The sequence below is a fragment of the Finegoldia sp. P2-F-LR genome (assembly GCF_052932265.1).
Genome location: NZ_JBRFJF010000009.1, coordinates 41,840 through 64,485 on the forward strand (window position 1 = coordinate 41,840; position 22,646 = coordinate 64,485).

23 protein-coding genes are annotated in these 22,646 nt (G+C 31.7%); 18 read left to right on the forward strand and 5 right to left on the reverse strand.

From position 1 onward, the window contains the following. Positions 1-66 precede the first annotated feature (66 nt). Together ACU68W_RS06585 and ACU68W_RS06590 are read right to left on the reverse strand one after the other, a co-directional pair. Positions 67-1,143: a pyridoxal phosphate-dependent aminotransferase gene (locus tag ACU68W_RS06585; protein ID WP_446756310.1), complete on the reverse strand. Its 1,077-nt coding sequence runs from the start codon at positions 1,141-1,143 to the stop codon at positions 67-69. A gap of 10 nt (positions 1,144-1,153) precedes the next feature. Then, complete coding sequence (locus ACU68W_RS06590) at positions 1,154-2,260, reverse strand: ribose-phosphate pyrophosphokinase (protein ID WP_094223645.1); 1,107 nt, start codon at positions 2,258-2,260, stop codon at positions 1,154-1,156. Positions 2,261-2,373: 113 nt separating this feature from the next. Here ACU68W_RS06590 and tadA point away from each other — a divergent pair, with 113 nt between their 5' ends. The 5 genes from tadA (at position 2,374) to fni (ending at position 10,101) form a co-directional block, all read left to right on the forward strand. Then, positions 2,374-2,844 (forward strand): tRNA adenosine(34) deaminase TadA, encoded by a 471-nt coding sequence (gene tadA, locus ACU68W_RS06595; RefSeq protein WP_242428015.1) that lies wholly within the window; start codon positions 2,374-2,376, stop codon positions 2,842-2,844. Continuing rightward, positions 2,822-3,703 carry a TIGR01212 family radical SAM protein gene (locus ACU68W_RS06600; RefSeq protein WP_446756311.1) on the forward strand — a complete coding sequence of 294 codons (882 nt, stop codon included), beginning with the start codon at positions 2,822-2,824 and terminating at the stop codon, positions 3,701-3,703. Before tadA ends, ACU68W_RS06600 begins: the two co-directional genes overlap by 23 nt. A gap of 72 nt (positions 3,704-3,775) precedes the next feature. After that, complete coding sequence (locus tag ACU68W_RS06605; protein WP_094223644.1) at positions 3,776-7,981, forward strand: acyl-CoA dehydratase activase-related protein; 4,206 nt, start codon at positions 3,776-3,778, stop codon at positions 7,979-7,981. A gap of 123 nt (positions 7,982-8,104) precedes the next feature. Further along, entirely contained in the window at positions 8,105-9,064 is a 960-nt protein-coding gene (locus tag ACU68W_RS06610) for an LCP family protein (RefSeq protein ID WP_094208880.1), read from the forward strand. 26 nt (positions 9,065-9,090) lie between these two features. Beyond that, positions 9,091-10,101 carry a type 2 isopentenyl-diphosphate Delta-isomerase gene (fni, locus tag ACU68W_RS06615; RefSeq protein WP_094208879.1) on the forward strand — a complete coding sequence of 337 codons (1,011 nt, stop codon included), beginning with the start codon at positions 9,091-9,093 and terminating at the stop codon, positions 10,099-10,101. Positions 10,102-10,148: 47 nt separating this feature from the next. Here the strand turns inward: fni and ACU68W_RS06620 are convergent, their stop codons facing one another. Then, positions 10,149-10,682, reverse strand: a complete 534-nt coding sequence (locus ACU68W_RS06620; protein WP_094208878.1) for a biotin transporter BioY — start codon at positions 10,680-10,682, stop codon at positions 10,149-10,151. Then, on the reverse strand, positions 10,675-11,364 hold the full coding sequence (locus tag ACU68W_RS06625) for a hydrolase (RefSeq protein WP_094208877.1): 690 nt from the start codon (positions 11,362-11,364) through the stop codon (positions 10,675-10,677). Before ACU68W_RS06625 ends, ACU68W_RS06620 begins: the two co-directional genes overlap by 8 nt. A gap of 200 nt (positions 11,365-11,564) precedes the next feature. On the opposite strand from ACU68W_RS06625, the gene rpsF reads away from it, so the two are divergent. From rpsF to ACU68W_RS06670, 9 genes are all read left to right on the forward strand, one after another. After that, complete coding sequence (rpsF, locus tag ACU68W_RS06630; RefSeq protein WP_002835043.1) at positions 11,565-11,852, forward strand: 30S ribosomal protein S6; 288 nt, start codon at positions 11,565-11,567, stop codon at positions 11,850-11,852. Positions 11,853-11,872: 20 nt separating this feature from the next. After that, entirely contained in the window at positions 11,873-12,385 is a 513-nt protein-coding gene (locus ACU68W_RS06635) for a single-stranded DNA-binding protein (RefSeq protein WP_002835042.1), read from the forward strand. A 20-nt stretch (positions 12,386-12,405) separates the two neighbouring features. Further along, positions 12,406-12,630 carry a 30S ribosomal protein S18 gene (rpsR, locus tag ACU68W_RS06640; protein ID WP_002835041.1) on the forward strand — a complete coding sequence of 75 codons (225 nt, stop codon included), beginning with the start codon at positions 12,406-12,408 and terminating at the stop codon, positions 12,628-12,630. A 53-nt stretch (positions 12,631-12,683) separates the two neighbouring features. Further along, positions 12,684-13,745, forward strand: coding sequence for a branched-chain amino acid aminotransferase (locus tag ACU68W_RS06645; protein WP_094208876.1), 1,062 nt, complete (start codon positions 12,684-12,686; stop codon positions 13,743-13,745). 85 nt (positions 13,746-13,830) lie between these two features. Further along, entirely contained in the window at positions 13,831-15,666 is a 1,836-nt protein-coding gene (locus ACU68W_RS06650) for a polysaccharide biosynthesis protein (RefSeq protein ID WP_094208875.1), read from the forward strand. Positions 15,667-15,678: 12 nt separating this feature from the next. After that, positions 15,679-17,052, forward strand: coding sequence for a D-alanyl-D-alanine carboxypeptidase family protein (locus ACU68W_RS06655; RefSeq protein WP_446756312.1), 1,374 nt, complete (start codon positions 15,679-15,681; stop codon positions 17,050-17,052). Positions 17,053-17,061: 9 nt separating this feature from the next. Next, a complete protein-coding gene (gene trxA, locus ACU68W_RS06660) occupies positions 17,062-17,370 on the forward strand; it encodes a thioredoxin (protein ID WP_094208873.1) in 309 nt (102 codons plus the stop codon). A 202-nt stretch (positions 17,371-17,572) separates the two neighbouring features. Further along, positions 17,573-17,899, forward strand: coding sequence for a DUF6110 family protein (locus ACU68W_RS06665; RefSeq protein WP_094208872.1), 327 nt, complete (start codon positions 17,573-17,575; stop codon positions 17,897-17,899). Next, complete coding sequence (locus ACU68W_RS06670; RefSeq protein ID WP_094208871.1) at positions 17,899-19,974, forward strand: heavy metal translocating P-type ATPase; 2,076 nt, start codon at positions 17,899-17,901, stop codon at positions 19,972-19,974. Before ACU68W_RS06665 ends, ACU68W_RS06670 begins: the two co-directional genes overlap by 1 nt. A gap of 116 nt (positions 19,975-20,090) precedes the next feature. Here ACU68W_RS06670 and tpx read toward each other — a convergent pair whose 3' ends face one another. Continuing rightward, positions 20,091-20,597 (reverse strand): thiol peroxidase, encoded by a 507-nt coding sequence (gene tpx, locus ACU68W_RS06675; RefSeq protein WP_094208870.1) that lies wholly within the window; start codon positions 20,595-20,597, stop codon positions 20,091-20,093. A gap of 86 nt (positions 20,598-20,683) precedes the next feature. Between tpx and ACU68W_RS06680 the strand changes: the two genes are divergently transcribed. The 4 genes from ACU68W_RS06680 to ACU68W_RS06695 all read left to right on the forward strand — a co-directional run bounded on the left by ACU68W_RS06680 (position 20,684) and on the right by ACU68W_RS06695 (position 22,642). Continuing rightward, positions 20,684-20,923, forward strand: coding sequence for a pro-sigmaK processing inhibitor BofA family protein (locus ACU68W_RS06680; protein ID WP_094208869.1), 240 nt, complete (start codon positions 20,684-20,686; stop codon positions 20,921-20,923). A gap of 95 nt (positions 20,924-21,018) precedes the next feature. After that, positions 21,019-21,657 carry a 50S ribosomal protein L25 gene (locus ACU68W_RS06685; RefSeq protein WP_094208868.1) on the forward strand — a complete coding sequence of 213 codons (639 nt, stop codon included), beginning with the start codon at positions 21,019-21,021 and terminating at the stop codon, positions 21,655-21,657. Positions 21,658-21,707: 50 nt separating this feature from the next. Further along, positions 21,708-22,319, forward strand: a complete 612-nt coding sequence (tmk, locus tag ACU68W_RS06690) for a dTMP kinase (protein ID WP_094208867.1) — start codon at positions 21,708-21,710, stop codon at positions 22,317-22,319. Beyond that, positions 22,316-22,642 carry a cyclic-di-AMP receptor gene (locus ACU68W_RS06695; RefSeq protein ID WP_002837271.1) on the forward strand — a complete coding sequence of 109 codons (327 nt, stop codon included), beginning with the start codon at positions 22,316-22,318 and terminating at the stop codon, positions 22,640-22,642. The genes tmk and ACU68W_RS06695 overlap by 4 nt, the downstream gene beginning before the upstream one ends. The last annotated feature ends 4 nt before the right edge of the window (positions 22,643-22,646 follow it).

A 22,646-nucleotide genomic window follows, 5' to 3' on the forward strand; every position in this document is an offset into this window, starting at 1 on the left:
AAAAGTAATTTAAATAAACAAAAAAAGATCTCAGATTTTTAAAATCTGGGATCTTTTAAATTGCGATTATTTTAAAATATCTTCAATCAATTTTAGCAATTTGTCGTTTGATTGCTCATCCAAAATACAAAATCTAAAAAAGTATTCATTCAAATTATTAAACGATGCACAGTCTCTTATGATAAGAGCATGAGGAATTAATTTTTCTCTTAATTCATGTGCAGTTAATTTTTTGTCCAATATTTCGCATAGTACGAAATTTGATTTTGAAGGATAAACTTTCAAGCAATCTATTTTTTCTAAAGTAGATATCATTTTTTCTTTTTCACTATTAATAAATTCGAACACGTTTTTGTGGTAATAAGTATCCGTGAACATCTCGCCACCAAGAATGTCGGCAAAGATATTTATGTTCCACAAATTGGTGTGTTTATTTATTTCGTCGTAAAGTTTTTTATTTCCAGTTATTCCGTAACCCAATCTTATTCCTGCAGCTGCGAAAAACTTCGATGTAGAGCGTATAACAAGCAGATTATCACATTTTTCAGTTAATTTTACTGCTGAATATTTGTCTACATCTGAAAACTCAACATAAGTTTCATCTATCATAAAATAGCAATTGCTTGATTTGATGAGTTCTTCAAGCTTTCTGTTTTCAATAGCGTATCCTGTTGGATTGTTAGGATTGGTTAATATTACAAGACTTACGTCATTTTCTTCTATCATTCTCGATAATTTCTCACAATCTATCGCAAAATCATTTGATTTATCCAAATCGTAAGAAATTATATTGGAGTTGATTTTGTTGAGTTCTCTTTCGTACTCAGAATAACTAGGGTTGAATATTATTGCGTTTTTTGGATTGATTAGAGATATAAATGATGAAATCAAATTAGTGCTACCAGATGTAAGCAAGATTTTGTCTCGTGATACGTTGGTGTATTTTTCAATAGATGATAATAATTGATCGTAATTTGGGTCAGGGTATACTCCGACTTTATTAAGATTTTTTTCAAGCTTAGTCATCGCTTTAGGACTTGGCCCCAAAGGATTGACGTTTGAACTGAAATCTTTGATTTCATCTATATTAAATCCGTATTCTTTTTGAATTTCAAAAAGATTTGCTCCATGAGATGATTTCATTATTTTCTCCTTATAAAATATTAATACCTCTGGTTTTATCTAACAAAATTGAGATAGATTCTTCTCTGTTGATGTGGTGAATAAATTCGCTCATCAATTCGCTCATATCTACAGCGTGGAACCATTCTTTGTTTTTGATTGATTCTGGTACGTATGTTAAGTTTGTAGAATAAACTCCGTCAATGTATCCTTCTTTATTCATTTGATCGAATTTGTCAGGACCTTCAGTAAATAATGCGAAACTTACTGCGCAGAAAATTCTGTTTGCTTTTTGTTTTTTCAATTGTTTTGCAATATCAATAACAGATCCGCCTGAGGCAATCATATCGTCTACGATTAATATGTCTTTACCTTCTACTTCACGTCCGATGTATTTGTGTTCAATAATAGGGTTCTTGCCGTTGACTACTTTAGTGTAATCACGTCTTTTGTAGAATAAACCTATGTCTTGTTTTAGAATGTTAGCATAATAAATAGCTCTATCCATTGCACCGGTATCAGGTGAAATAATAATCATGTTTTTCTTGTCTAATTCATCGGTAGTAATATTTTCTTTTTCTAAGAAGTAAGTAACTATTTCTGCTGTAGGATAGATATTTTCAAATGTCATCAATGGGATTGCGTTTTGTACGTTTGGATCGTGTACATCAAATGTATAAATTCCATCTACACCCATGTCTTCTAATTCTTGAAGTGCCATTGCACAGTCAAGTGATTCTCTTGATTTACGTCTGTGTTGGCGAGATGCATATAAAAGAGGCATCATAACATTGATACGAGAAGCCTTTCCATTAATTGCGGAGATAACTCTTTTGATATCTTGGAAGTGTTCATCTGGACCAATTATAGTTTGTTCACCGAACATATTGTACTTCAATCCATAATTTCCAACGTCTGATATGATTAAAATATCACGACCTCTAACTGATTCATCGATTGTAACTTTACCTTCACCATTACTAAATCTGGATTCTGTTATCTTTAATAAATAACTTTCTGTTGCACCGTTTTTTTTCATTAAAAGTTCGTCAACTTCTTTTGCCAAACCTTCAATGTTTTTCATAGCTATGATTCCAAGTTCTCCGTATGGAAACTCTTCAAATTTTGATTCTGACATAAGTCCTCCTTAAATACTACATTATATATAAAGAATATCACAAACAATTTCCGTATTCAAATTTAAATAACACAAACTTTTTGATATAATCGGATAGGAAAGGTGTTTTATAAATGATGAATAATGATGATGAAAAATTCATGATGAAAGCTATCGAACAAGCGAAGATTGCATTTGATATGGACGAAGTTCCAGTTGGATGTGTTATTGTAAAAAATGGCGAAATAATTGCTCAAGCTTATAACAGTTTGGAAACAGATAACAATGCGACAATGCATGCAGAATTAAAAGCTATTAATCAAGCAACTAAAGTTATTGGAAATTTTAGGCTTGATGATTGCACAATGTATGTGACATTGGAGCCTTGTGTGATGTGCACAGGAGCTTTGATATATTCGAGAATACCAAAAGTTGTGTTCGGAGCTTTTGATAAAAAAAGAGGAGCTTGTGGGTCTTTACTATCATTAAATGATTACGAAGGACTCAATCATAAAATAGAAGTAAAAAGTATTATGGAAAAAGAGTGCGTCGAATTGATGCAAAGTTTTTTCAGGAGGATTCGTGAAAAAAATAGAAATAAATAGATTAAGTGATTATTTGAAAAAAACATACGGAACGAGAGTTTACAAATTACCGCTAGATGGTGGATTCAGTTGTCCTAATAGAAAAAATTCTAACGGTTGTATTTTTTGTTCTGAAAGTGGATCTGGTGAATTTACTTTTAATGAATATTCAATCAAGGACCAAGTCGAATTGCAAATTAAAAGATTATCTGAAAAGAAAAAAGCAGACAAATTCATTGCGTATTTTCAATCGTTCACCAATACTTACAAGCCAGTAAATGAACTTAGGGAAATTTACTCAGATGCTATTGATAACGAAAATGTGCTGGTGCTTGATATAGCAACCAGAGGAGACTGCTTAGATGATGAGAAGATAAAACTTTTGAGTGATATAAACAAACAGGTGGATGTGTGGGTTGAAATGGGCCTTCAATCCACTAAAAAGTCTACGATAGAATTAATTAATCGTGCTTATAGCAATGATATTTATTTTGATATGGCAAAAAAACTTATGGATAATAACATTAAAGTAATCTCGCATGTAATAGCAGGCCTTCCCTATGAAACTGAGGATGAGTTTTTGGAAAGTGTGTATCAAACGCAAATGCATGATATTTGGGGAATCAAAATTCATTCATTATATATACAAATAGACTCAAGATTGTACGATTATTATCTACGAAATAAATTTAAAATTCTAACGATGGATGAATACACTGATTGGGTTGTAGATAGTTTCAAAATTCTGAACGAGGATACTGTTGTGCACCGAATGACAGGAGATGCTTACAAGCCAAAACTTTATCTTCCTAAATGGTCTTGTGATAAATTAAAGGTAATTTCTGAGATAAATAGTAAAATTAAAACATACAATACATAAAAAAATTTATTGAAGTTTTTGTGCTTTTGAAATATACTAACTTAGTATAGGAATATGGAGGGAATAACAAAAATGAAAATCCACATGGGATTAGATGTAGGGTCAACTACTGTCAAACTTGTCATTATAAATGAAAACTACGAAATTTTATTCCAAGAATATACTAGACATCGTTCTGACATAGAAGAAACTACCAAAAATGTTCTTAAACAAGCATACGATTCACATCCAGAATTCAAAAATAGCGATTGTACAATCATGGTTACTGGAAGTGGCGGAATGTATGTTGAAGATAATTTAAATATCGAATTTATACAAGAAGTTGTGGCTGGAACCACAGCTATTAAAAAATATATCCCTAATGCCGATGTGTGTATTGAGCTTGGGGGAGAAGACAGTAAGATAACTTATTTAAAAGGAAATGTAGAACAAAGAATGAATTCCATCTGCGCAGGTGGAACTGGAGCATTCATAGATCAAATGGCAGCTTTGTTAAAGACGGATGCATCTGGTCTTAACGAATTAGCCAAAGATTACAAGAAAATATTTTCGATTGCAAGTAGATGCGGTGTATATGCAAAAACTGACATTCAAGCTTTGATTAACCAAGGCGCAACAAAAGAAGACATGGCAGTTAGTGTATTCCAATCTGTTGTCAATCAAACAATATCAAATCTTGCTTGTGGTAGACCTATTGAAGGAAATATCGTATTTTTGGGTGGACCACTTTATTTCTTATCAGAATTAAGAAATAGATTCATCACGACACTAGATGATGGTGTGAATACATTCTACAGTCCTGAAAATGCTCAAGTATTTGTGGCATTGGGAGCAGCTATTGCATCAATGGATGGAGAAGTTGTGAAGTATGAGGATTTGTTGAACAGATCTTATGACAAAAAACAAGACATTAGTGATGAGTTAATACTTGAGCCGTTATTTAAAAATGAGAATGAAAAAGAAGAATTTTACAAAAACCATAAGAAATCTAACGTGAAATTCAAAAATCTTGAAGAAGTACAAGGAAACTTGTATTTGGGGATTGATGCGGGCTCAACTACTAGTAAAATTGTAGTAATTGATGAAGATTGCAACATTGTATATGATTTTTATGCTAATAACCAAGGCAATCCACTTGATTTAGTTAAGGAGCAATTATCTGTAATTTATTCTAAACTAAATGATAACCAAAAAATTGCAAGTAGTGGTATAACAGGTTATGGAGAAGATTTTATAAAACAAGCTTTGTCGGTCGATTTTGGTGAAGTAGAGACAATAGCGCATTTGACTGCTGCTAGATATTTTGATCCAGATGTTGATTTTGTTTTGGATATTGGCGGTCAAGACATGAAAGCTATGCATGTAAATGATGGAATAATTGATTCTATTCAATTGAACGAAGCGTGTTCTTCTGGTTGTGGATCATTTATTGAAACATTTGCTCATAGTTTGAATTTATCCGTACAAGAATTTCAACAAAAAGCACTTGAATCAGAAAATCCTGTAGATTTAGGTTCAAGATGTACAGTATTTATGAATTCGAAAGTAAAACAAGCGCAAAAAGAAGGCGCTAGTGTCAGTGATATTGCAGCGGGTTTGTGTTATTCAGTAATCAAAAACGCAATCCAAAAAGTTATCAAACTTAGAGATCCATCAAAATTAGGTGAACATATCGTAGTTCAAGGTGGTACATTCTACGGGGATGCGATACTAAGAGCGTTCGAAAAAATCACAGGCAAAGTTCCTACAAGACCAAATATTTCTGGACTTATGGGAGCTATGGGAATGGCTTTGATTGCAAAAGAAAAATCAACAGGATATTCTACGATTTTATCTGAGGATGAACTTGAAAAATTTGAATATACTCAAGAACAAGCAGAATGTAAATATTGTTCTAACCATTGCAAATTGACGATAAATAAATTTGCAAATGGCAAAAAGTTTGTTACTGGAAATAGATGTGAAAGAGGAGCTGGAATTAGTCTGGATAAAAAAGACAAGCTTCCAAATATGTACGAATATAAAAACAAGAGATTATTTGGATATAAGAGCATTCCAGAAGATAAAGCAAGAGCGACTGTAGGAATTCCTAGAGTGTTGAATATGTACGAAAATTATCCGTTCTGGCATACATTCTTCACGAATTTAGGATACAGAGTTGTATTGTCTTCTAAATCATCAAGAGAAATTTACGAAAAAGGAATTTCTTCTATTACAAGTGAAACATGTTGCTATCCTGCAAAATTAGTTCACGGTCACATTGAAGATTTATTAGAAAAAAATGTCGATATGATATTCTATCCTTCGGTATTTTTTGAAAAACAAGAATACGATAAGGCGAATAATCATATTAACTGTCCAGTAGTTACAGGATATCCGGAAGTTATCAAAAATAATGTCGATGGATTGAAAAAAACGAAGTATTTCAACCCATTTATATCATTTCAAGATAAAAATAAATTAAAGACAAGACTTATCGACGAATTAAAAGAGCTAGGACTTTCTGATAAGGACATTTCAAACAGCGTTGATAGAGCGTGGGATGAACTTGAAAAATACAGAAAAGATGTAAAGGTTGAAGGGAAGAAAGCTTTGTCCAAAATTCGTGAAATGGGCAAAAAAGCAATTGTGTTAGCTGGTAGACCTTATCACGTTGATTCAGAAATAAATCATGGAATTCCTGAACTGATTACTTCATTAGGCCTTGGAGTTTTATCAGAAGATTCTATAATTGATTATGATGATGACGTTGATAGCGATTTGAGAGTATTGGATCAATGGGTATATCACTCCAGACTTTACAGAGCAGCAGAAATTGTTGGAAACAGTGAAGATTTGGAAATGGTTCAACTTAATTCATTCGGTTGCGGAATAGACGCTGTAACAACAGATCAAGTTAATGAAATATTGTCTGCTAAAGGAAAAATCTACACTGTATTAAAAATCGATGAAATTAGTAACTTAGGTGCCGTTAAAATCAGAATAAGATCATTGATACAAGCACTTGAAAAGAAAAACTTCGTTCCAAATGTGAAAAAATCATATCACGTTGAAAAAGTTGAATTCACTAAGAAAATGAAAGAAGAATACACAATCCTAGCACCACAAATGGCGCCGGATCACTTTGAAATAATGGAATCTTTATTCAAAGATAATGGCTACAAAGTGGAATTTTTAAAAGATGTTAATTCAAAAGTAATCGACGAGGGATTAAAATATGTAAACAACGACGCTTGTTATCCATCTATAACTGTTGTTGGACAAATGATGGAAGCTATAAATTCTGGTAGATATGACACTGACAAACTAGCTTTGTTAATGAGTCAAACTGGTGGAGCATGCAGAGCAAGTAACTATGTTGGTTTCATAAGAAAAGCATTAAAAGAAGCGGGATATGAAAATATTCCTGTAATTGCTATTTCCTGGCAAAATATCGAAAAAAACGAAGGCTTTAACCTTTCTCCGTTAGTATTACAAAAAATGATAGTTGCAGTATTATATGGGGACTTGATAATGAGATTATCAAACTTCACAAGAGCCTACGAAAAGGAAAAAGAAACTGATACTTTAAAACAAAAATGGATTGAAGAATGTCAAAAGAGAGTTTTGAAATCAAGTTCAAAACTATTTAGACAAACTGTCGATGAAATTATTGAAGATTTTTCAAAAATAGAATTATTGGATATACAAAAACCAAAAGTTGGTATTGTGGGAGAAATTCTAGTAAAATATCTTCCTCAAGCTAATAATAATTTGCAAGATTTATTGGAAAAAGAAGGCTGTGAAGTAGTAATGCCTGATTTGACAGATTTTGTACTTTATTGTTTGAGAAATGAATACCATAAGGGAAACTTCTTATCCAAATCCAAATTCACAGGATTTATGTGCAACATGGGTGTAAATTTGATTGAACATTACAGAAAATACATCAGAAACCAATTAATCAAATCGAAGTTTACTCATCCACTTAAGATACAAGAACTGGAAGATTACGCACAAGAAGTTGTATCGCTAGGAAATCAATATGGTGAAGGCTGGTTGTTAACTGCAGAAATGATTGAATTAATTCACATCAACGCCAACAACATTGTATGTATCCAACCATTTGGTTGCCTTCCTAACCATATCACAGGAAAAGGAGTAATTAAGAGAATTAGACAATTGTATCCACAAGCAAACATAATTCCAATTGACTACGATCCTGGTGCAAGTGAAGTAAACCAAATTAACAGAATTAAACTTATGCTTTCACAAGCAAAGGAGAAAATTAATAATTAAAACTTACAAAAAATCAAATTTAATGTAAATTTTCATTGTTTTTGATATAATTAAATAAGTGTTAAGACAAAGCACCGGTGAATCCGAGTGCTTTGTTCATTAAAAAAGTAATTGGAGGAAAGAATGAAAAAAAGAGCTGTTATTGTCTTTTTTATTTCGCTAGCACTATTTTTGGGAGTTTATTTCGGTGCTGGTAAATTTTTGGGAAGCTTAAAAACAACTGGCTCTGATATTAAAGGCGATGAATTAGGAAAAAATAACGTAATTGAACAAAATATACCAGATGAATTTTTATTTGTATTATTAGGCATTGATAAAGAAGTAAGCACAACCGATCATCAAAGATCTGATACTATAATGGTTTGCAAAGTTAATTTTAATTCGGGAAATGTTGACATATTATCTGTACCAAGAGATACACAAATTAGATTAAATGGCAATATTCACAAAGTAAATGCAGCACACGCGTATGAAGGTCCAAAAGGATCTTTGAAAGCGTTGAGAGATTTACTGGGAATAGATTTAGATTATTATGTTGAAGTTGATTTTGATAGTGTTGAACATATTGTAGATGCTATGGGAGGGGTTGAGGTTGATTCTCCAGTAGAAATTAATCTTCCTACAATAAAAATGCATATTCCAAAAGGAAAATCTAAGCTAAATGGAGCTGAAGCGTTGCAATATGTAAGAGCTCGTCATCCACTTGGAGGATCAGATGAAGCTAGAATTGAAAATCAACACTACTTCATAAAAACATTATTGGATCAATTATTGAGCCCATCGAATATTACGAAAATGCCAAAGATGGTTGATATTTTCAAAAAAGATGTAAAGACAAACATTCCTTTGGGAGATATGACTGCTTATCTGACAAAACTTCCTAACTTTTCATCTAGCAAAATACATAGCTATATACTTCCAGGAGAATACAAGGATGATGGAATAAGTTGGTATATGGCTGATGAAGAAAAATTACCAGAAATTGTAGACAGATTATTTGCTGAATACAAACTGGATGATCAAACCACTAATCGTGAAAACAACGAAAATAATGAAAATGAGGAAGAATCACAAAATAATTAGCGGTTTTGTTTTTTGGAGGTATTTTTGTGGAAAGAAAGCAAGAACACATTGAAAATTATTTAAAATCAGAATACAGAGGTAACAACTTATTTGATTGTGTATATTTGGAACACACATCATTACCAGAATTAGATTTGAATGATGTCGATTTGTCTGTGGAATTTAACGGCAAGAAAATCGACTATCCTTTCATGATAAACGCCATGACTGGTGGTGGAGATTCCTGCTGTGACATCAATGAAGATTTGGCTAGATTGTGTAAGACATTCAACATTCCAATGGCAGTTGGCAGTCAAAAAATTGCTCTTGTGGAAGATGAAGCGATTGAAAGTTTCGAACTTGTACGAGAAAATTTGATTAAAAACGAAAACATCGTAATAGGAAATCTTTCTGCAAGAGAAAGCTTGGAATCAGTTCAAAGAGCAATTGAGATGATAGACTCTGATATGTTTGGCCTTCACTTGAATCCAATTCAAGAGTTGATTATGGAAGAGGGAGACCGAGAATTTTCCAGAATAAAAGCTAACATTAAAAATATAGTAGAAAATGTAGATGTGCCTATAATCGTAAAAGAAGTGGGTTATGGTATGAGCAAGAAAACAATCTATGAATTATACGATTTAGGTGTTAGATACATTGATATTGCTGGTTTTGGTGGAACAAATTTTTCTGAAATAGAAGATAATAGAAGATTCGATATGGAATTTTCTGAATTTTACTGTTGGGGAATTCCTACGGCGAAGATTTTATTGGACATGAAAGATAAACCTGACGATTTGTTTTTGATTGCAAGTGGTGGAATAAAAACATCAATTGATATTGTAAAAGCATTAGTCCTTGGTGCAGATATGACAGCGATGAGTGGAGAAGTGTTATCTTATTTAATGCATGGTGGTTATGAATTTGCTAAGGAATTTTTGGATAGCTTGATTTATAAATTAAAAATGCTTATGGTAATGCTCGGAGCAAAAAACATCAATGAGCTTAAAAATGTGGACTACAAAATATTTGGAAAATTAAAAGAAATTACAGAATAAAAAAAGTCATACAAATTTGATTTCAATATCAAATTTGTATGACTTTTTTAAATGTATTTTTCTATTCTTTTTGTTACGAAACTAAAAACCAATGCTTTTAGCATATCTCCAGGTAAGAAAACTATCATACCAGTAAACAATAATTTCCACAAATCAAATTGTTTGTTGGATAATTTGAAAAATATTCCCATGTATGCGACACCAAAAGCGTAAATTATAATTGATGACACCATGAACATAATAAAAAGATTTATCTTAGATAAGTTTCGTTTTTTGTATTTAACATAAAAAGTTTGTGCTAAAAAGCCAAGTATATAACCAAAGCTTGGTGAAAATATTGCCTGCAAACCACCTTTTCCTCCAGCAAAAACAGGAAGACCTATAAGACCAAGTATAATATATAATAAAACTGACATATTTGCGTATTTTTTACTTAAATAATATCCAGATGCTATTGCAAACAAACTTTGTAGTGATATAGGAACTGGGAATAGAGGGATAATTATATATGATCCAATTATTATTAGAGCACTAAATAAAGCGATTTTTATAAGTTCTTTTGTATTTGATTTATTAGTCATCTTGTTTCTCCTTCATATCTTGTCTGTAATTTGCCATAACTTTGTGAAAAATTTCTCCTGATGTTGGCGGAGTATAACTTAAAGCATTTGCTCCAGCATTTATTGTATCTATAACATTTTGTTCATTGTCGCCGCCTGTAGCAATTATTGGGAATTCATATCCAACTTTTTTTCTAATTTCTTCAACTAAAAATGCAGTTTTCTTTCCACCAGATACATTTAAAATATCCACACCAGAATTTATTTTTCCTTCGATGTCATCATATGCAGATACGATTGTAGCTACAATAGGAATGTCTAGAACTTTTTTCATCTGAACAATAGTCTCATTTTTCATTGGTGCATTTACTATTACTCCGTAAGCTCCTAACATTTCTGCTTGTAATGCCATATTTATACTTCTAATCCCAGATGTGATTCCACCGCCGACTCCGGCAAAAACGGGAAGACTGGAGGACATTATAATAGCATTTGTGATTGCCAATGTTGGTGTGAAAGGATACACTGCCATTATCGCATGACCGTTTGTATTATTAATTATTGCAATGTCTGTTGTGAAGACAAGAGTTTTGATTCTTTTTCCTAAAACTGTTATTCCAGTTGCCTTGTACATTGCTTCTGGAATATGTACCATTCTATTTCTTAAATTAGATTTTACTTCTGGTATAAATTTCTTCTCCATAAGGTTCCTCCTTATTTTTAAACTTTATAATATATTATCACAGATATAAAAAATGTGGCAATTAAAATACAAAAATTAACAGGAAAAATTTTACAAGAAAATTTTTGTAATTTGTTGTAATTATTATAAGATTATGGTAATATATATAGGTAAATCCTTGCTCCGGTATAGGAGCCAAATAGACCACAAGGAGGTGTCATATGAACAAATATGAATTAGTGCTAATCTTTAAGCCAGAATTATCAGAAGAAGACAGAAATACTGTATTTTCAAGAATTCAACAAGTAATTGACGAAAATGGTAAACTTGAAGAAGTTCACGATTGGGGAAAAAGAAAATTAGCTTATGAAATTAACTACATCAAAGAAGGATACTATTATATTGTAAACTTCGATTTAGATCCACAATTTGTTAAGGAAATCGAAAGAAGATGTAGATTATTCGACCAAATCATTAGATACATGGTTGTTAGAGTAGACGAACAATAATCGTAAGAGGAGGAAATGTTTTGAATAATGTTAGTTTGATGGGTAGATTGACAAGAGACCCTGAAGTGAGATATTCAGCGAATACTCAATTAGCTAACGCTAGATTTAGTGTTGCTGTAGATAGAAGATTATCTAAAGAGAAAAGAATGGAAGCTGAAAACAACAATCAACCAACTGCGGATTTTATCAATTGCGTTGCTTTTGGAAGGACTGCAGAAGTTATTGGACAATATTTCCACAAAGGAAATAGAATTGCGATTACAGGTCACATTCAAACGGGATCTTATGAAAACCAACAAGGACAAAGAATTTATACAACTGATGTAATTGTCGATCAATTTGATTTTGTTGAATCAAGTAATTCACAACCAAATTCAGGTAACTATCAAGGTTACAACAATAACCAGTCATTCAACAATAATTCTTTCCAAAACAATAATTTCCAAAATTCAAACGATATTCATAAGAGTAATGACGATTTCGGAATGGGAGACAATGCAGTTCCGACTGATATTGACGAACTTCCATTCTAATAGTAGGAGGTTTTAAAGATATGCAAAGAAGATTTAGACCTAGAAAAAAGATAGATCCATTCCAAAAGGATAAAACAAAAGTTATTGATTACAAAGATGTTAATATGCTTAAAAACTATATCAGCGAAAGAGGTAAGATTTTACCAAGAAGAGTAACTGGATTAAACGCAAAACATCAAAGACAAATAACTGATGCTATCAAAAAAGCTAGACAAGTTGCACTATTACCATACAGTGCTGAATAAGACAAAATTAAGCTACCTTGATGGTAGCTTTTTTTACATATAAGGAGATATAAATGAGTTTAAAAATCGAAAAAACAACAACACCGAAGCAAAAATACTCTAATAGTGAAGAATTGGGATTTGGAAAAATATTTACAGATCACATGTTAGTAATAGATTATGACAAAGAAAATGGTTGGCACGATGAAAGGATAATTCCATATCAAAATATTTGTCTTGATCCTTCTTCTATGGTCTTTCATTATGGACAAACTGTTTTTGAAGGGATGAAAGCTTATAAAAATGACGGCAAAGTATATTTGTTTAGACCATTAGAAAATTTAAAAAGATTAAATAAAAGCAATGATAGATTGTGTATTCCACAAATCGATGAAGAAAAAGTTTTGAAATATTTGTACAAATTTGTCGATTTGGAAAGAGATTGGATACCTGAAGAAGAAGGTTGCTCATTGTATATCAGACCTTTTATCATTGCAACTGATGCACAATTAGGAGTAAAAGTTAGTAGCCAATACAAACTTATCATAATAGCTTCTCCAAGTGGATCTTATTACAAAAATGGTTTGAGCCCTGTTAGTATTTATGTAGAAAAAGATTATGTGAGAGCTGTAAGAGGCGGAATGGGAATGGCAAAAACTGGTGGAAATTATGCTGCTAGTATGAAAAGCCAAGATATTGCTCACGACAGGGGCTATTCACAAGTTTTATGGCTAGACGGTGTGGAAAGAAAATACATCGAAGAAGTCGGTGCCATGAATATATTCTTTGTGCTAAAAGACAAAGTTATAACGCCAATGATTAACGGAAGTATTTTGGAAGGAATAACTAGAAAATCTGTTATCGAATTACTAAGATACGAAGGTATGGAAGTTTCAGAAGAAAGAATTTCTATTGACGATATCAAAGATTATTACAAAAATGGAGAGCTTCTAGAAATATTTGGAACCGGAACTGCTGCTGTTATCAGTCCAGTTGGGAAGCTATTGTATGATGAATATGAAATGATTATTAACGATGGCCAAATCGGAAAAACTAGCCTTCACGTTTATGAAACATTAACTAATTTACAATTTGGAAAGATTGAAGATAACTTTAATTGGAGAGTTGAGATTTAAGCGATAAAAGTCATTTTCCAAATAATTTTATCTTGTATTTATGGTATAATGAATACGATAAGTAATATTTGTCAGAGGAGTTAAAATGAATAAATACAGAAACATAGTATTGGGAATTTTAGATGCTATAATCATTAATATATCGTATATTGTAGGTTTACTTTTAAGATTTGACGGACAAGTTCCGCCAAGGTATATGAGTTACTATCTTAAATACGCAGTTGTAGTTACAATAATACAAATTTTAATACTTTTTATTTTCAAAATGTACAAGGTAATGTGGAGGTATGCAACATTTGAAGACTACTTAAAAGCTGGTGTGTACACTGCTATTGCAAGTGTTGGCTCTTCATTGTTTTTGATTTTAGTAAAATCAACTCTGCCAAGATCAAGCTTTTTGATTGCGCTTGTTTTTGAAGTTATTTTGATTTTAATAGTTCGTATGATTGCAAGAACTCAAACTGATAAAAAATCATCGGTCGTACAAACTATCGAAGGACAAGTTAATTCAATGGTAATAGGAGCAGGTGCTGCAGGTGTTTTGGTTGTTCGTGAAATGTTAAATCACCCTGAAATGAAATCCAAACCTGTGTGTATAATCGACGATGACAATACTAAAATAAACAAAAGCATATCTTCAGTTCCGGTTGTTGGTGACACAAGTGATATTGTTAAAAAGGCACATGAGTACAACGTTGAAGAAATTGTTTTAGCGATACCAACTATAGATTCAGAACGAAAGAAACAAATTCTTAATGAATGCGAAAAACTTAATGCAAAAGTTAAAATAATGCCTGGCTATTATGAATTTATAGATTCCAAGGTTGATTTGAAAGATTTAAGAGATGTTCAAATCGAAGACTTGCTTGGACGTGACCAAGTAGTATTGGATAAAGAAATTCTTAATGAATTTTTGAACGATAAAGTCGTAATGGTAACTGGAGCAGGTGGATCAATAGGTAGTGAGCTTTGTAGACAAATATTAAAATATAAACCAAAAAAATTGGCGATGATTGATATCTATGAAAACACTACTTATGATATACAAAATGAAATTTTGAGAAATGATCCTGATGCACCAATTGATGTTATTATAGAATCTATAAGAAACTTCGATAGAATGAATGCGATTTTTGGAATTCACAAACCAGATGTTGTGTTCCATGCTGCAGCTCACAAACACGTTCCTTTGATGGAACATTCACCACAAGCAGCTGTTTTGAACAATGTATTTGGAACGAAAAATATAATAGATTGTTGCGATATTCATAACGTCAAGAAATTCGTATTAATATCTACAGATAAGGCGGTTAATCCTACATCTGTAATGGGTTGCACCAAGAGAATTTGTGAGCTATTAGTACAATCTAAAAATCAAATTTCTAAAACAGAGTATGTAGCAGTTAGATTTGGAAACGTGCTTGGATCAAATGGTTCAGTAATTCCACTATTCAAAAAGCAAATTCAAGAAGGTGGACCAGTTACTGTTACCCACAAGGACATCATTAGATATTTCATGACAATTCCTGAAGCTTGTCAACTTGTTATGCAAGCTGGAGCAATGGCAGAAGGTGGAGAAATATTTGTGTTAGATATGGGAGATCCTGTAAAAATAGTAGATTTGGCTAAAAAATTGATAAAGTTATCAGGTTTGGAATTGGACAAAGACATCAAGATAGAATTTACGGGACTTAGACCTGGAGAAAAACTTTATGAAGAAACTTTGATTGAAGCTAATAATATAAGTAAGACAAAATATGATATGATATTTGTAGAAGAACCGGTGGTTCACGATATAGAAAAATTATCTGACGACTTAGTAGATTTGAAGAAAACTACAGAACAAAACTCTAAGTTAGTAATTGTAGAACAATTGCAAAAGATCGTACCAAATTATACTCCGGATGTAGAACATCAATAAAAGAGGTGGAATATGGCTGACAAGAAAAGAAAATCAAGTTACAGTGATATTAATAAAAAATACGATATTTCAAGCGGCAGGGTTTCAGAAAGCGAAATGAGACGCAGAAAGAAAAACGCCGAGAAAAATCGTAGAGAAATGAGACGACAAAGAAATAGTTACAATCATGAACAAGACATGGGCAAAACAATAGTTTTGACCCCAGAAATGGTTGAAATGGAAAGAAAAAGAATAGCCAGACAAAAAAGAATAGCTAGACAGAAAAAGTTGAGAAGAAGAAGAATTATTTCCGCAATCGTGGCAATAGTTTTGATACTTTTAATAGTTTTTGCGGTTAAGAAAGTTGCAAATAAAAATAACGCAAAACCAAAACAACAAACAACAATAACTAACCAAACACCAGTAAAACCACAACCGATTGTTCAATCATTAGTTAAGTTCTCAAAGACAAATAAAATGACTAATTTGTATGAAAAGAGCGAAAAAGTATCCACTGTCCTTGAACAAATCCCTAACAATGCATATGTAAAGTATTACTCAGATCAAGGAGATTTCTCATACGTAGTGTATAATGGCAAAAAAGGATATATTTTAAAATCTGATTTGTCAGATATAGAAAACAAAAATCAATTCAAAGTAATAAAAGGAGTTTTGATTGTAAACAGTGACTACACATTGCCATCAGATTACGATCCAGGTATTGATGAAGACGCTCGTAAATCTTTTACATTAATGGTTAATGATGCAAACAAAGACGGCGTAATACTAAGAAGTGTTAGCGATTATAGATCATTCGAACAACAATCTAAGTTAGAAGATGTAGAAGATGTAAAATTTGTAAAAGCTGGTACTTCTGAACATCAAACAGGACTTGCTTATGATTTGATAGGTGAAGATTACACACTTAAATACAAATTAGATTTCTCAAAATCAAAAGAATACAAGTGGTTGATGGACAATGCTTATAAATACGGTTTCGTATTGAGATATCCTGAAGGAAAGAAAGACATCACAGGGTTAAGCTTTGCTCCATGGCATTTCAGATATGTTGGGATTGATTTGGCTAAAATTCTACACGATCAAAATTTGACATTGGAAGAATACCTTAAAGTTGCTGATGAAAATGTAACAAATACAGACAACAAGAAAGAAGATAGCGACAAACAAAACAACGAAGAAAAAGAACCATCAAATTCTGAAGAAAACTCTGAGAGAAAATCGGATAGTGAAAACTCAAATAATAACAGAGATAATTCTGATAACGAAAACTCAGAAAACTCTGACAAAAAGAGAAATAACAATCAAAATTCTGAAGATAATGGACAAAATAATAATCAAAATGACAGAAATAACGACAACAACGACAACAATGATAACAATAATTAGAGGTGAAATATGATTTATTTAAACAATGAAAACTTTGATGAAGAAGTAATTCAATCTAAAGGCAAAATTTTGGTAGATTTCTATGCGGATTGGTGTGGACCATGCCAAGGACTTGCTCCAATAATTGAAGAGATTGATAAAGAAAACAAAGACGAAAACATCAAAATCTGTAAATTAAATGTAGATGGAGCACAAGAAATTTCCAGAAAATACAAAGTAATGAGTATTCCTACAATTTTGGTATTTGAAGATGGAGAAATCATAAAATCTACTGTAGGTATGGTAGAAAAAGAATATATTTTGGATATGCTAAAATAAAAAAATTAAATATAAACAAATGAGATCTAATCTAGGACAAATAGATTAGTTCTTTTTTTATTAAAAAGTAAAAAATCGAAGAAAACACTTATATTTTTAAGAAAAAAATTGTATAATAATGGTGAGATAGAATATAAAGAAATTGTAAATTTTATGTAAAAACTTACAAATATTTTAATGTATAAAATTATGGAGGTATATTATGATAAACAAAAAAATAATTAGCGTAGGTGCAGGAATAATAGCAGGAGCTATTGGTGGAAAAGTTTTAAATTCAAAGCTAGCTAAAAAAGCTGCTGTTAGTACAGTTGTTGGAGGATTAAAAGTTAAAGAATCTATCGATAAAACTGTTGAAAATATTAGAGTTTCTGCAGAGGATGTTATTGCAGAAGCAAAAGATGTAAAAGAAAGAGAAGAAAAAGAAGAAGCCAAGAAAAACGATGAAATGGACATCGATAAAGTAGCTGAAGAACAAGAAGAAAAAACTGAAGAAAAAGTTGAAGATAAAAAAGAGGAAGAAAATAAATAATGAGAGCGTCAATAGCCCACAGAATAAAGGGCAGATGCCGTTTTGTTTATGAAGATAATTTAAAAAAAGAAAATCTTAATAAACTTAAATATTGTATAGAAGAAGTTAGTGGAGTGAAATCATGCAAGATTTCACTTCTTACTAATTCTATTACTGTTAATTATGATGAAAACTGTGTTTCGAAATTGGCGAAGTTTATTCTTGATTTAGATATGGATACAATTGAGAATACATCAATAGATAATGTAGATTTTCAAGCACAATCAGAAAATGATTTGTTTGATATTCTGAGAAATGCGATGTATCGAAGAATCTTTTTCAAATATATGCTTCCTGCTCCAATCGGAACAGTTGCATTGTTCTTTAGAGCTTATCCGTTCATAAAAAATGGAATCAAATCTTTACTCAATAGAAAACTAAATGTTGAATTGTTGGATGCAACAGCTATTTCAGTATCTCTTGCAACAAGACAATTTGCAGATGCTGCGAATATTATGTTCTTGTTGGGATTAGGTGAAGAAATAGAAGATTATACAATGAAAAAATCTCAAGAAAATTTGGCACATTCTTTGGCTTTGAATATCGATAATGTATTTGTCATTGAAAATGACGAAAAAATCATTAAAAATATTAAAGATGTTGAAATTGGAGATATTGTAGAAGTTGAAATGGGTAATAGCATTCCTGTTGATGGGAAAGTAATCAAGGGTGTTGCCATGGTTAACGAATCTTCATTCACTGGAGAATCAAATCCTGTCAAGAAAACGTCGGGTAGTGTTGTATTTGCTGGAACTGCAATTGAAGAAGGTTCTATTCTAATCGAAACGGCGAAAAAACACGATGATTCAAGATTATCTCATATTATCAGTTTGATTTCAGAAAGTGAAAAGAACAAGTCACTCGCTCAAAAGAAAGCTGAGAACACGGCTGATAGTCTTGTGAAGTATTCATTTATAGGCGCAGCATTGACTTATTTATTCACAAGAAATCTTCAAAAAGCTAAGTCCTTCTTAATGGTGGATTTCTCATGTGCATTAAAATTAACTATTCCAATTGCCGTAATGAAGGCGATTAGTCAAGCATCTGAAGAAAAAATCCTTGTAAAGGGCGGAAAATATTTGGAAAACTTGTCTGAAGCAAATACAATCGTGTTTGACAAAACTGGTACGTTGACAAAATCTGAGCCAAGAGTAGCAAAAGTAATAGCTCTCGATAAAATTTCGGGAAATGAGTGCTTAAGAATAGCGGCTTGTCTTGAAGAACATTTCCCACATTCGATTGCTAAAGCTGTGGTTGAACACGCAAAGCATAAAAATTTGAAGCACGAAGAAATGCACTCTAAACCAGAGTACATTGTTGCTCATGGAATCAGAACTAAGATTGTTGACAAGGATGCCTTGATTGGATCTGAACATTTTATTCTTGATGATGAGGGAATAAAAATTAATGATGAAACAAAACAAATTATAGATAAATTAAAAGAAGATTATTCGCTATTGTACTTGGCATTTGCCGGTAGATTAATCGCTGTAATTTGTATTGAAGATCCTCTAAGAGATGAGGCTTGTGATGTTGTAAAATCATTGAGAGATTTGTCGTTTACAAACATCACGATGTTAACTGGCGATGCAGAAAATTCTGCTCACAGTGTTGCTTCACTATTGGATTTGGATTATTATCAATCACAAGTTTTACCTGAAGATAAGCAAAACTATATTTTGCAAGAAAAAGAAAAGGGCAATAAGGTTGTAATGATTGGCGATGGTATTAACGACTCTGTTGCATTATCTAGCGCAGATGTGGGAATTTCAATGCATCAAGGAGCAGATATTGCGAAGGAAATCTCGGATATTTCGATTGGATCAGACAGCTTAGAAGGGCTTGTTGATGTTGTAAAATTATCAAAAGCAATGAAAAAAAGAATTGATTCTGATTATAGACAAATCGTAGGATTCAATTCAACTTTGATAATATTAGGAGTTATGGGAATATTGACCAATACTTCATCGGCACTCCTTCACAATTTATCAACGGTTATGATTGCCGGTAAAAATATGAATAAATACAAAATCTAATTTAAATAAAAAAATCTCGTAATCGGTTATATCGGTTACGAGATTTTTGTTTATTAATCTTTAATATTTTGTATACTTTTCGAAAGTATTATCGATTTTTTGTATGGTATAATTTATTAAAGTGATTTTAAGGCTTCTATAGCTTTGTCGTAATCAGGATGATTTGTATTTTCTTTTACGTATTCAACGTATATAACTTCGTTGTTTTCATCTAGTATTACAATACCTCTGTTAAGAAGACGGAATTCTTCCATAACGAAACCATATTTCAAACCAAAATCTAAATCTTTGTGATCGCTTAGGACTAATAGGTTGTCGATTCCTTCAGCTGCACAGAATCTTGATTGTGCAAATGGTAAATCACAGCTAATTGTAAATATAATTGTGTTGTCAAATTCACTAGCTTTTTTGTTGAATTCTTTTGTTTGGAATTCGCAAACGCCAGTATCAATTGATGGTACTACAGAAATTAATTTTTTCTTTCCGTCGTAATCAGATAATTTTACTGGTTTTAATTCTGCGTTTAAGCAAGTGAAATCTTGAGCTTTATCACCTACGTTTACTTTAGTTCCTAATAATGTCACAGGGTTGTTTCCAAATGTTGTTTCTTGTCTTTTGTCCATGTTATAGACCTCCTTATAATTTTATTTTCATTCACAATGGTTTATACCCAAAAAATTATTTAAATAAACAAGAGGAGTTGATTTTAATGAGCACAGCTACAATTATTATTGTATTAATTAGCGTTGCAATTTTGGCGTTATTCTTTAAGATTTCTTTTAAATTGGGGATGCATGCCCTTTCTGGTTTTGTGGGAATTTTTATTTTAAATATTTTCTTAAGTTTTTTTAATATGCATATTCCATATAATTTGCTTGATATGTTAATTGTCGGTATTTTTGGAGTTCCGGGATTGATTATTTTGTTTTTATATTACTTTATTATCTAGCAAGAAATTATCAACTAAAATATTAAATTTGTTGCGAAGAAATCACTTATTTGGTATAATTAATAGAGATTTTAGATTACTTAGGAGGAAAATAAATGACTAACTATAAATTAGATATGCAAAAAAGAGACAAAGTTGGCTCTAATGCAGTTAGAAAATTAAGAGTAAAAGAAATGGTTCCAGGAGTTATTTACGGAAAAGACTTAGAACCAATTAATGTATGTGTTGATGAAAAAGAATTAAGAAAAGTTCACTTAATGGCAGGAACTTCAAGCTTAATCGATGTTAAAGTTGATGGTGAAGATCACACTGTAATTATAAGAGAAGTTCAAAAGCATCCATTTAAAAATCAATATGTTCACGTTGATTTCAAAGCAATCAAAATGGGAGAAGTTGCAAACTTTACTATTCCAGTTGTATTAGAAGGAAGAGATGAAATCAGAGTTCAACCATCTGTATTGATGCAATTATTAGACGAAGTCGAAATCGAATGTTTACCAAAGAACTTACCAAACGAAGCTGTTGTATCAGTTATCGATATGCAAATTGGTGATACTTTAGAAGTAAAAGACTTGGACGTATTCAAAAATGCTGACATAACAGTTCTTGAAGACGAAACAGAAGCAGTATGTTCATTATCTGAACCAAAAGAAGAAGTAATTGATGATGAAGATGAAGAAGTATCTGCAGATGTTCCAACAGTTGGCGAAACTGAAGAAGAAGACGCAGAATAATAAATAGAAAAAATAAAGCGAGTTAACTCGCTTTTTTTATAGGATAAAATATGTTTATTACTTTTGAAGGTCCAGATGGCAGTGGGAAATCAACCATAATTCAAAAAGTTTACGATTATTTAATCGAAAATAATTACGATGTAATTAAAACTAGAGAACCTGGTGGAAGTCCCATTGCTGAAAAGATCAGAAATTTGATACTTGATACTGAAAACACCGAAATGGGTTATAGAACGGAAGCTTTGTTATATGCGGCTTCTAGGGCACAACATGTTGAAGAAACAATTCTACCTGCATTAAACGAAAATAAAATTGTTTTGTGTGACAGATTTCTTATATCTTCTCTTGCATACCAAGGTGTAGGAAGAGATTTAGGAATTGAAAATGTTAGAAAAATTAACGAATTTGCTATAAATGGAGTGTTTCCTGATTTCGTTTTGTTTTTCGATGTAGATCCTATTACTACTTTGAAGAGAAAATCTTCTTTGGATACGGCAGATAGACTTGAAAAAGAGGGTAATAATTTCCATGAAAGGGTATATAATGGATATAAAGAGATTCTAAATTCTGAAAAGAATATAGAAATTATTGATGCAACTCAATCTGTAGAAGACGTATTTAATCAATGTATAAAAGTTTTAAAAAGGAGAAATGTTTTATGAAACTAGTTGTTGCAATTGTTCAAGATCAAGATGTATATAATTTAAATGCAGATCTTACTGAAGCTGGTTTTAGAATTACAAAGTTGGCTTCAACTGGCGGATTTTTGAAGACAGGAAACAGCACTTTGTTAATAGGTACTGAAGATGAAAATGTAGATAAATGTTTGGAAATCATTGAAAATGATTGCAAATCAAGAGAAACTACAACTTCAATGCTTTCTGTTAGTATGCCAGGAACTAACTACATATCATATCCTGTAGAGGTTATGGTAGGTGGAGCTACTGTATTTTTACTAGAAGTAGATAAGTATTTGAGATTTTAGGTGA

Excerpts from the sequence above, each read along its gene's own strand:
- ACU68W_RS06650 (WP_094208875.1), top strand. The coding sequence starts at position 13,831 with ATGAATAAATACAGAAACATAGTATTGGGAATTTTAGATGCTATAATC.
- tadA (WP_242428015.1), top strand. The coding sequence starts at position 2,374 with ATGATGAATAATGATGATGAAAAATTCATGATGAAAGCTATCGAACAA.
- ACU68W_RS06695 (WP_002837271.1), top strand. The coding sequence starts at position 22,316 with ATGAAACTAGTTGTTGCAATTGTTCAAGATCAAGATGTATATAATTTA.
- ACU68W_RS06590 (WP_094223645.1), bottom strand. The coding sequence starts at position 2,260 with ATGTCAGAATCAAAATTTGAAGAGTTTCCATACGGAGAACTTGGAATC.
- ACU68W_RS06605 (WP_094223644.1), top strand. The coding sequence starts at position 3,776 with ATGAAAATCCACATGGGATTAGATGTAGGGTCAACTACTGTCAAACTT.
- tmk (WP_094208867.1), top strand. The coding sequence starts at position 21,708 with ATGTTTATTACTTTTGAAGGTCCAGATGGCAGTGGGAAATCAACCATA.
- trxA (WP_094208873.1), top strand. The coding sequence starts at position 17,062 with ATGATTTATTTAAACAATGAAAACTTTGATGAAGAAGTAATTCAATCT.
- rpsF (WP_002835043.1), top strand. The coding sequence starts at position 11,565 with ATGAACAAATATGAATTAGTGCTAATCTTTAAGCCAGAATTATCAGAA.
- ACU68W_RS06625 (WP_094208877.1), bottom strand. The coding sequence starts at position 11,364 with ATGGAGAAGAAATTTATACCAGAAGTAAAATCTAATTTAAGAAATAGA.
- ACU68W_RS06655 (WP_446756312.1), top strand. The coding sequence starts at position 15,679 with ATGGCTGACAAGAAAAGAAAATCAAGTTACAGTGATATTAATAAAAAA.
- ACU68W_RS06645 (WP_094208876.1), top strand. The coding sequence starts at position 12,684 with ATGAGTTTAAAAATCGAAAAAACAACAACACCGAAGCAAAAATACTCT.
- tpx (WP_094208870.1), bottom strand. The coding sequence starts at position 20,597 with ATGGACAAAAGACAAGAAACAACATTTGGAAACAACCCTGTGACATTA.
- ACU68W_RS06670 (WP_094208871.1), top strand. The coding sequence starts at position 17,899 with ATGAGAGCGTCAATAGCCCACAGAATAAAGGGCAGATGCCGTTTTGTT.
- ACU68W_RS06685 (WP_094208868.1), top strand. The coding sequence starts at position 21,019 with ATGACTAACTATAAATTAGATATGCAAAAAAGAGACAAAGTTGGCTCT.
- ACU68W_RS06585 (WP_446756310.1), bottom strand. The coding sequence starts at position 1,143 with ATGAAATCATCTCATGGAGCAAATCTTTTTGAAATTCAAAAAGAATAC.
- ACU68W_RS06620 (WP_094208878.1), bottom strand. The coding sequence starts at position 10,682 with ATGACTAATAAATCAAATACAAAAGAACTTATAAAAATCGCTTTATTT.
- ACU68W_RS06680 (WP_094208869.1), top strand. The coding sequence starts at position 20,684 with ATGAGCACAGCTACAATTATTATTGTATTAATTAGCGTTGCAATTTTG.
- ACU68W_RS06610 (WP_094208880.1), top strand. The coding sequence starts at position 8,105 with ATGAAAAAAAGAGCTGTTATTGTCTTTTTTATTTCGCTAGCACTATTT.
- ACU68W_RS06665 (WP_094208872.1), top strand. The coding sequence starts at position 17,573 with ATGATAAACAAAAAAATAATTAGCGTAGGTGCAGGAATAATAGCAGGA.
- rpsR (WP_002835041.1), top strand. The coding sequence starts at position 12,406 with ATGCAAAGAAGATTTAGACCTAGAAAAAAGATAGATCCATTCCAAAAG.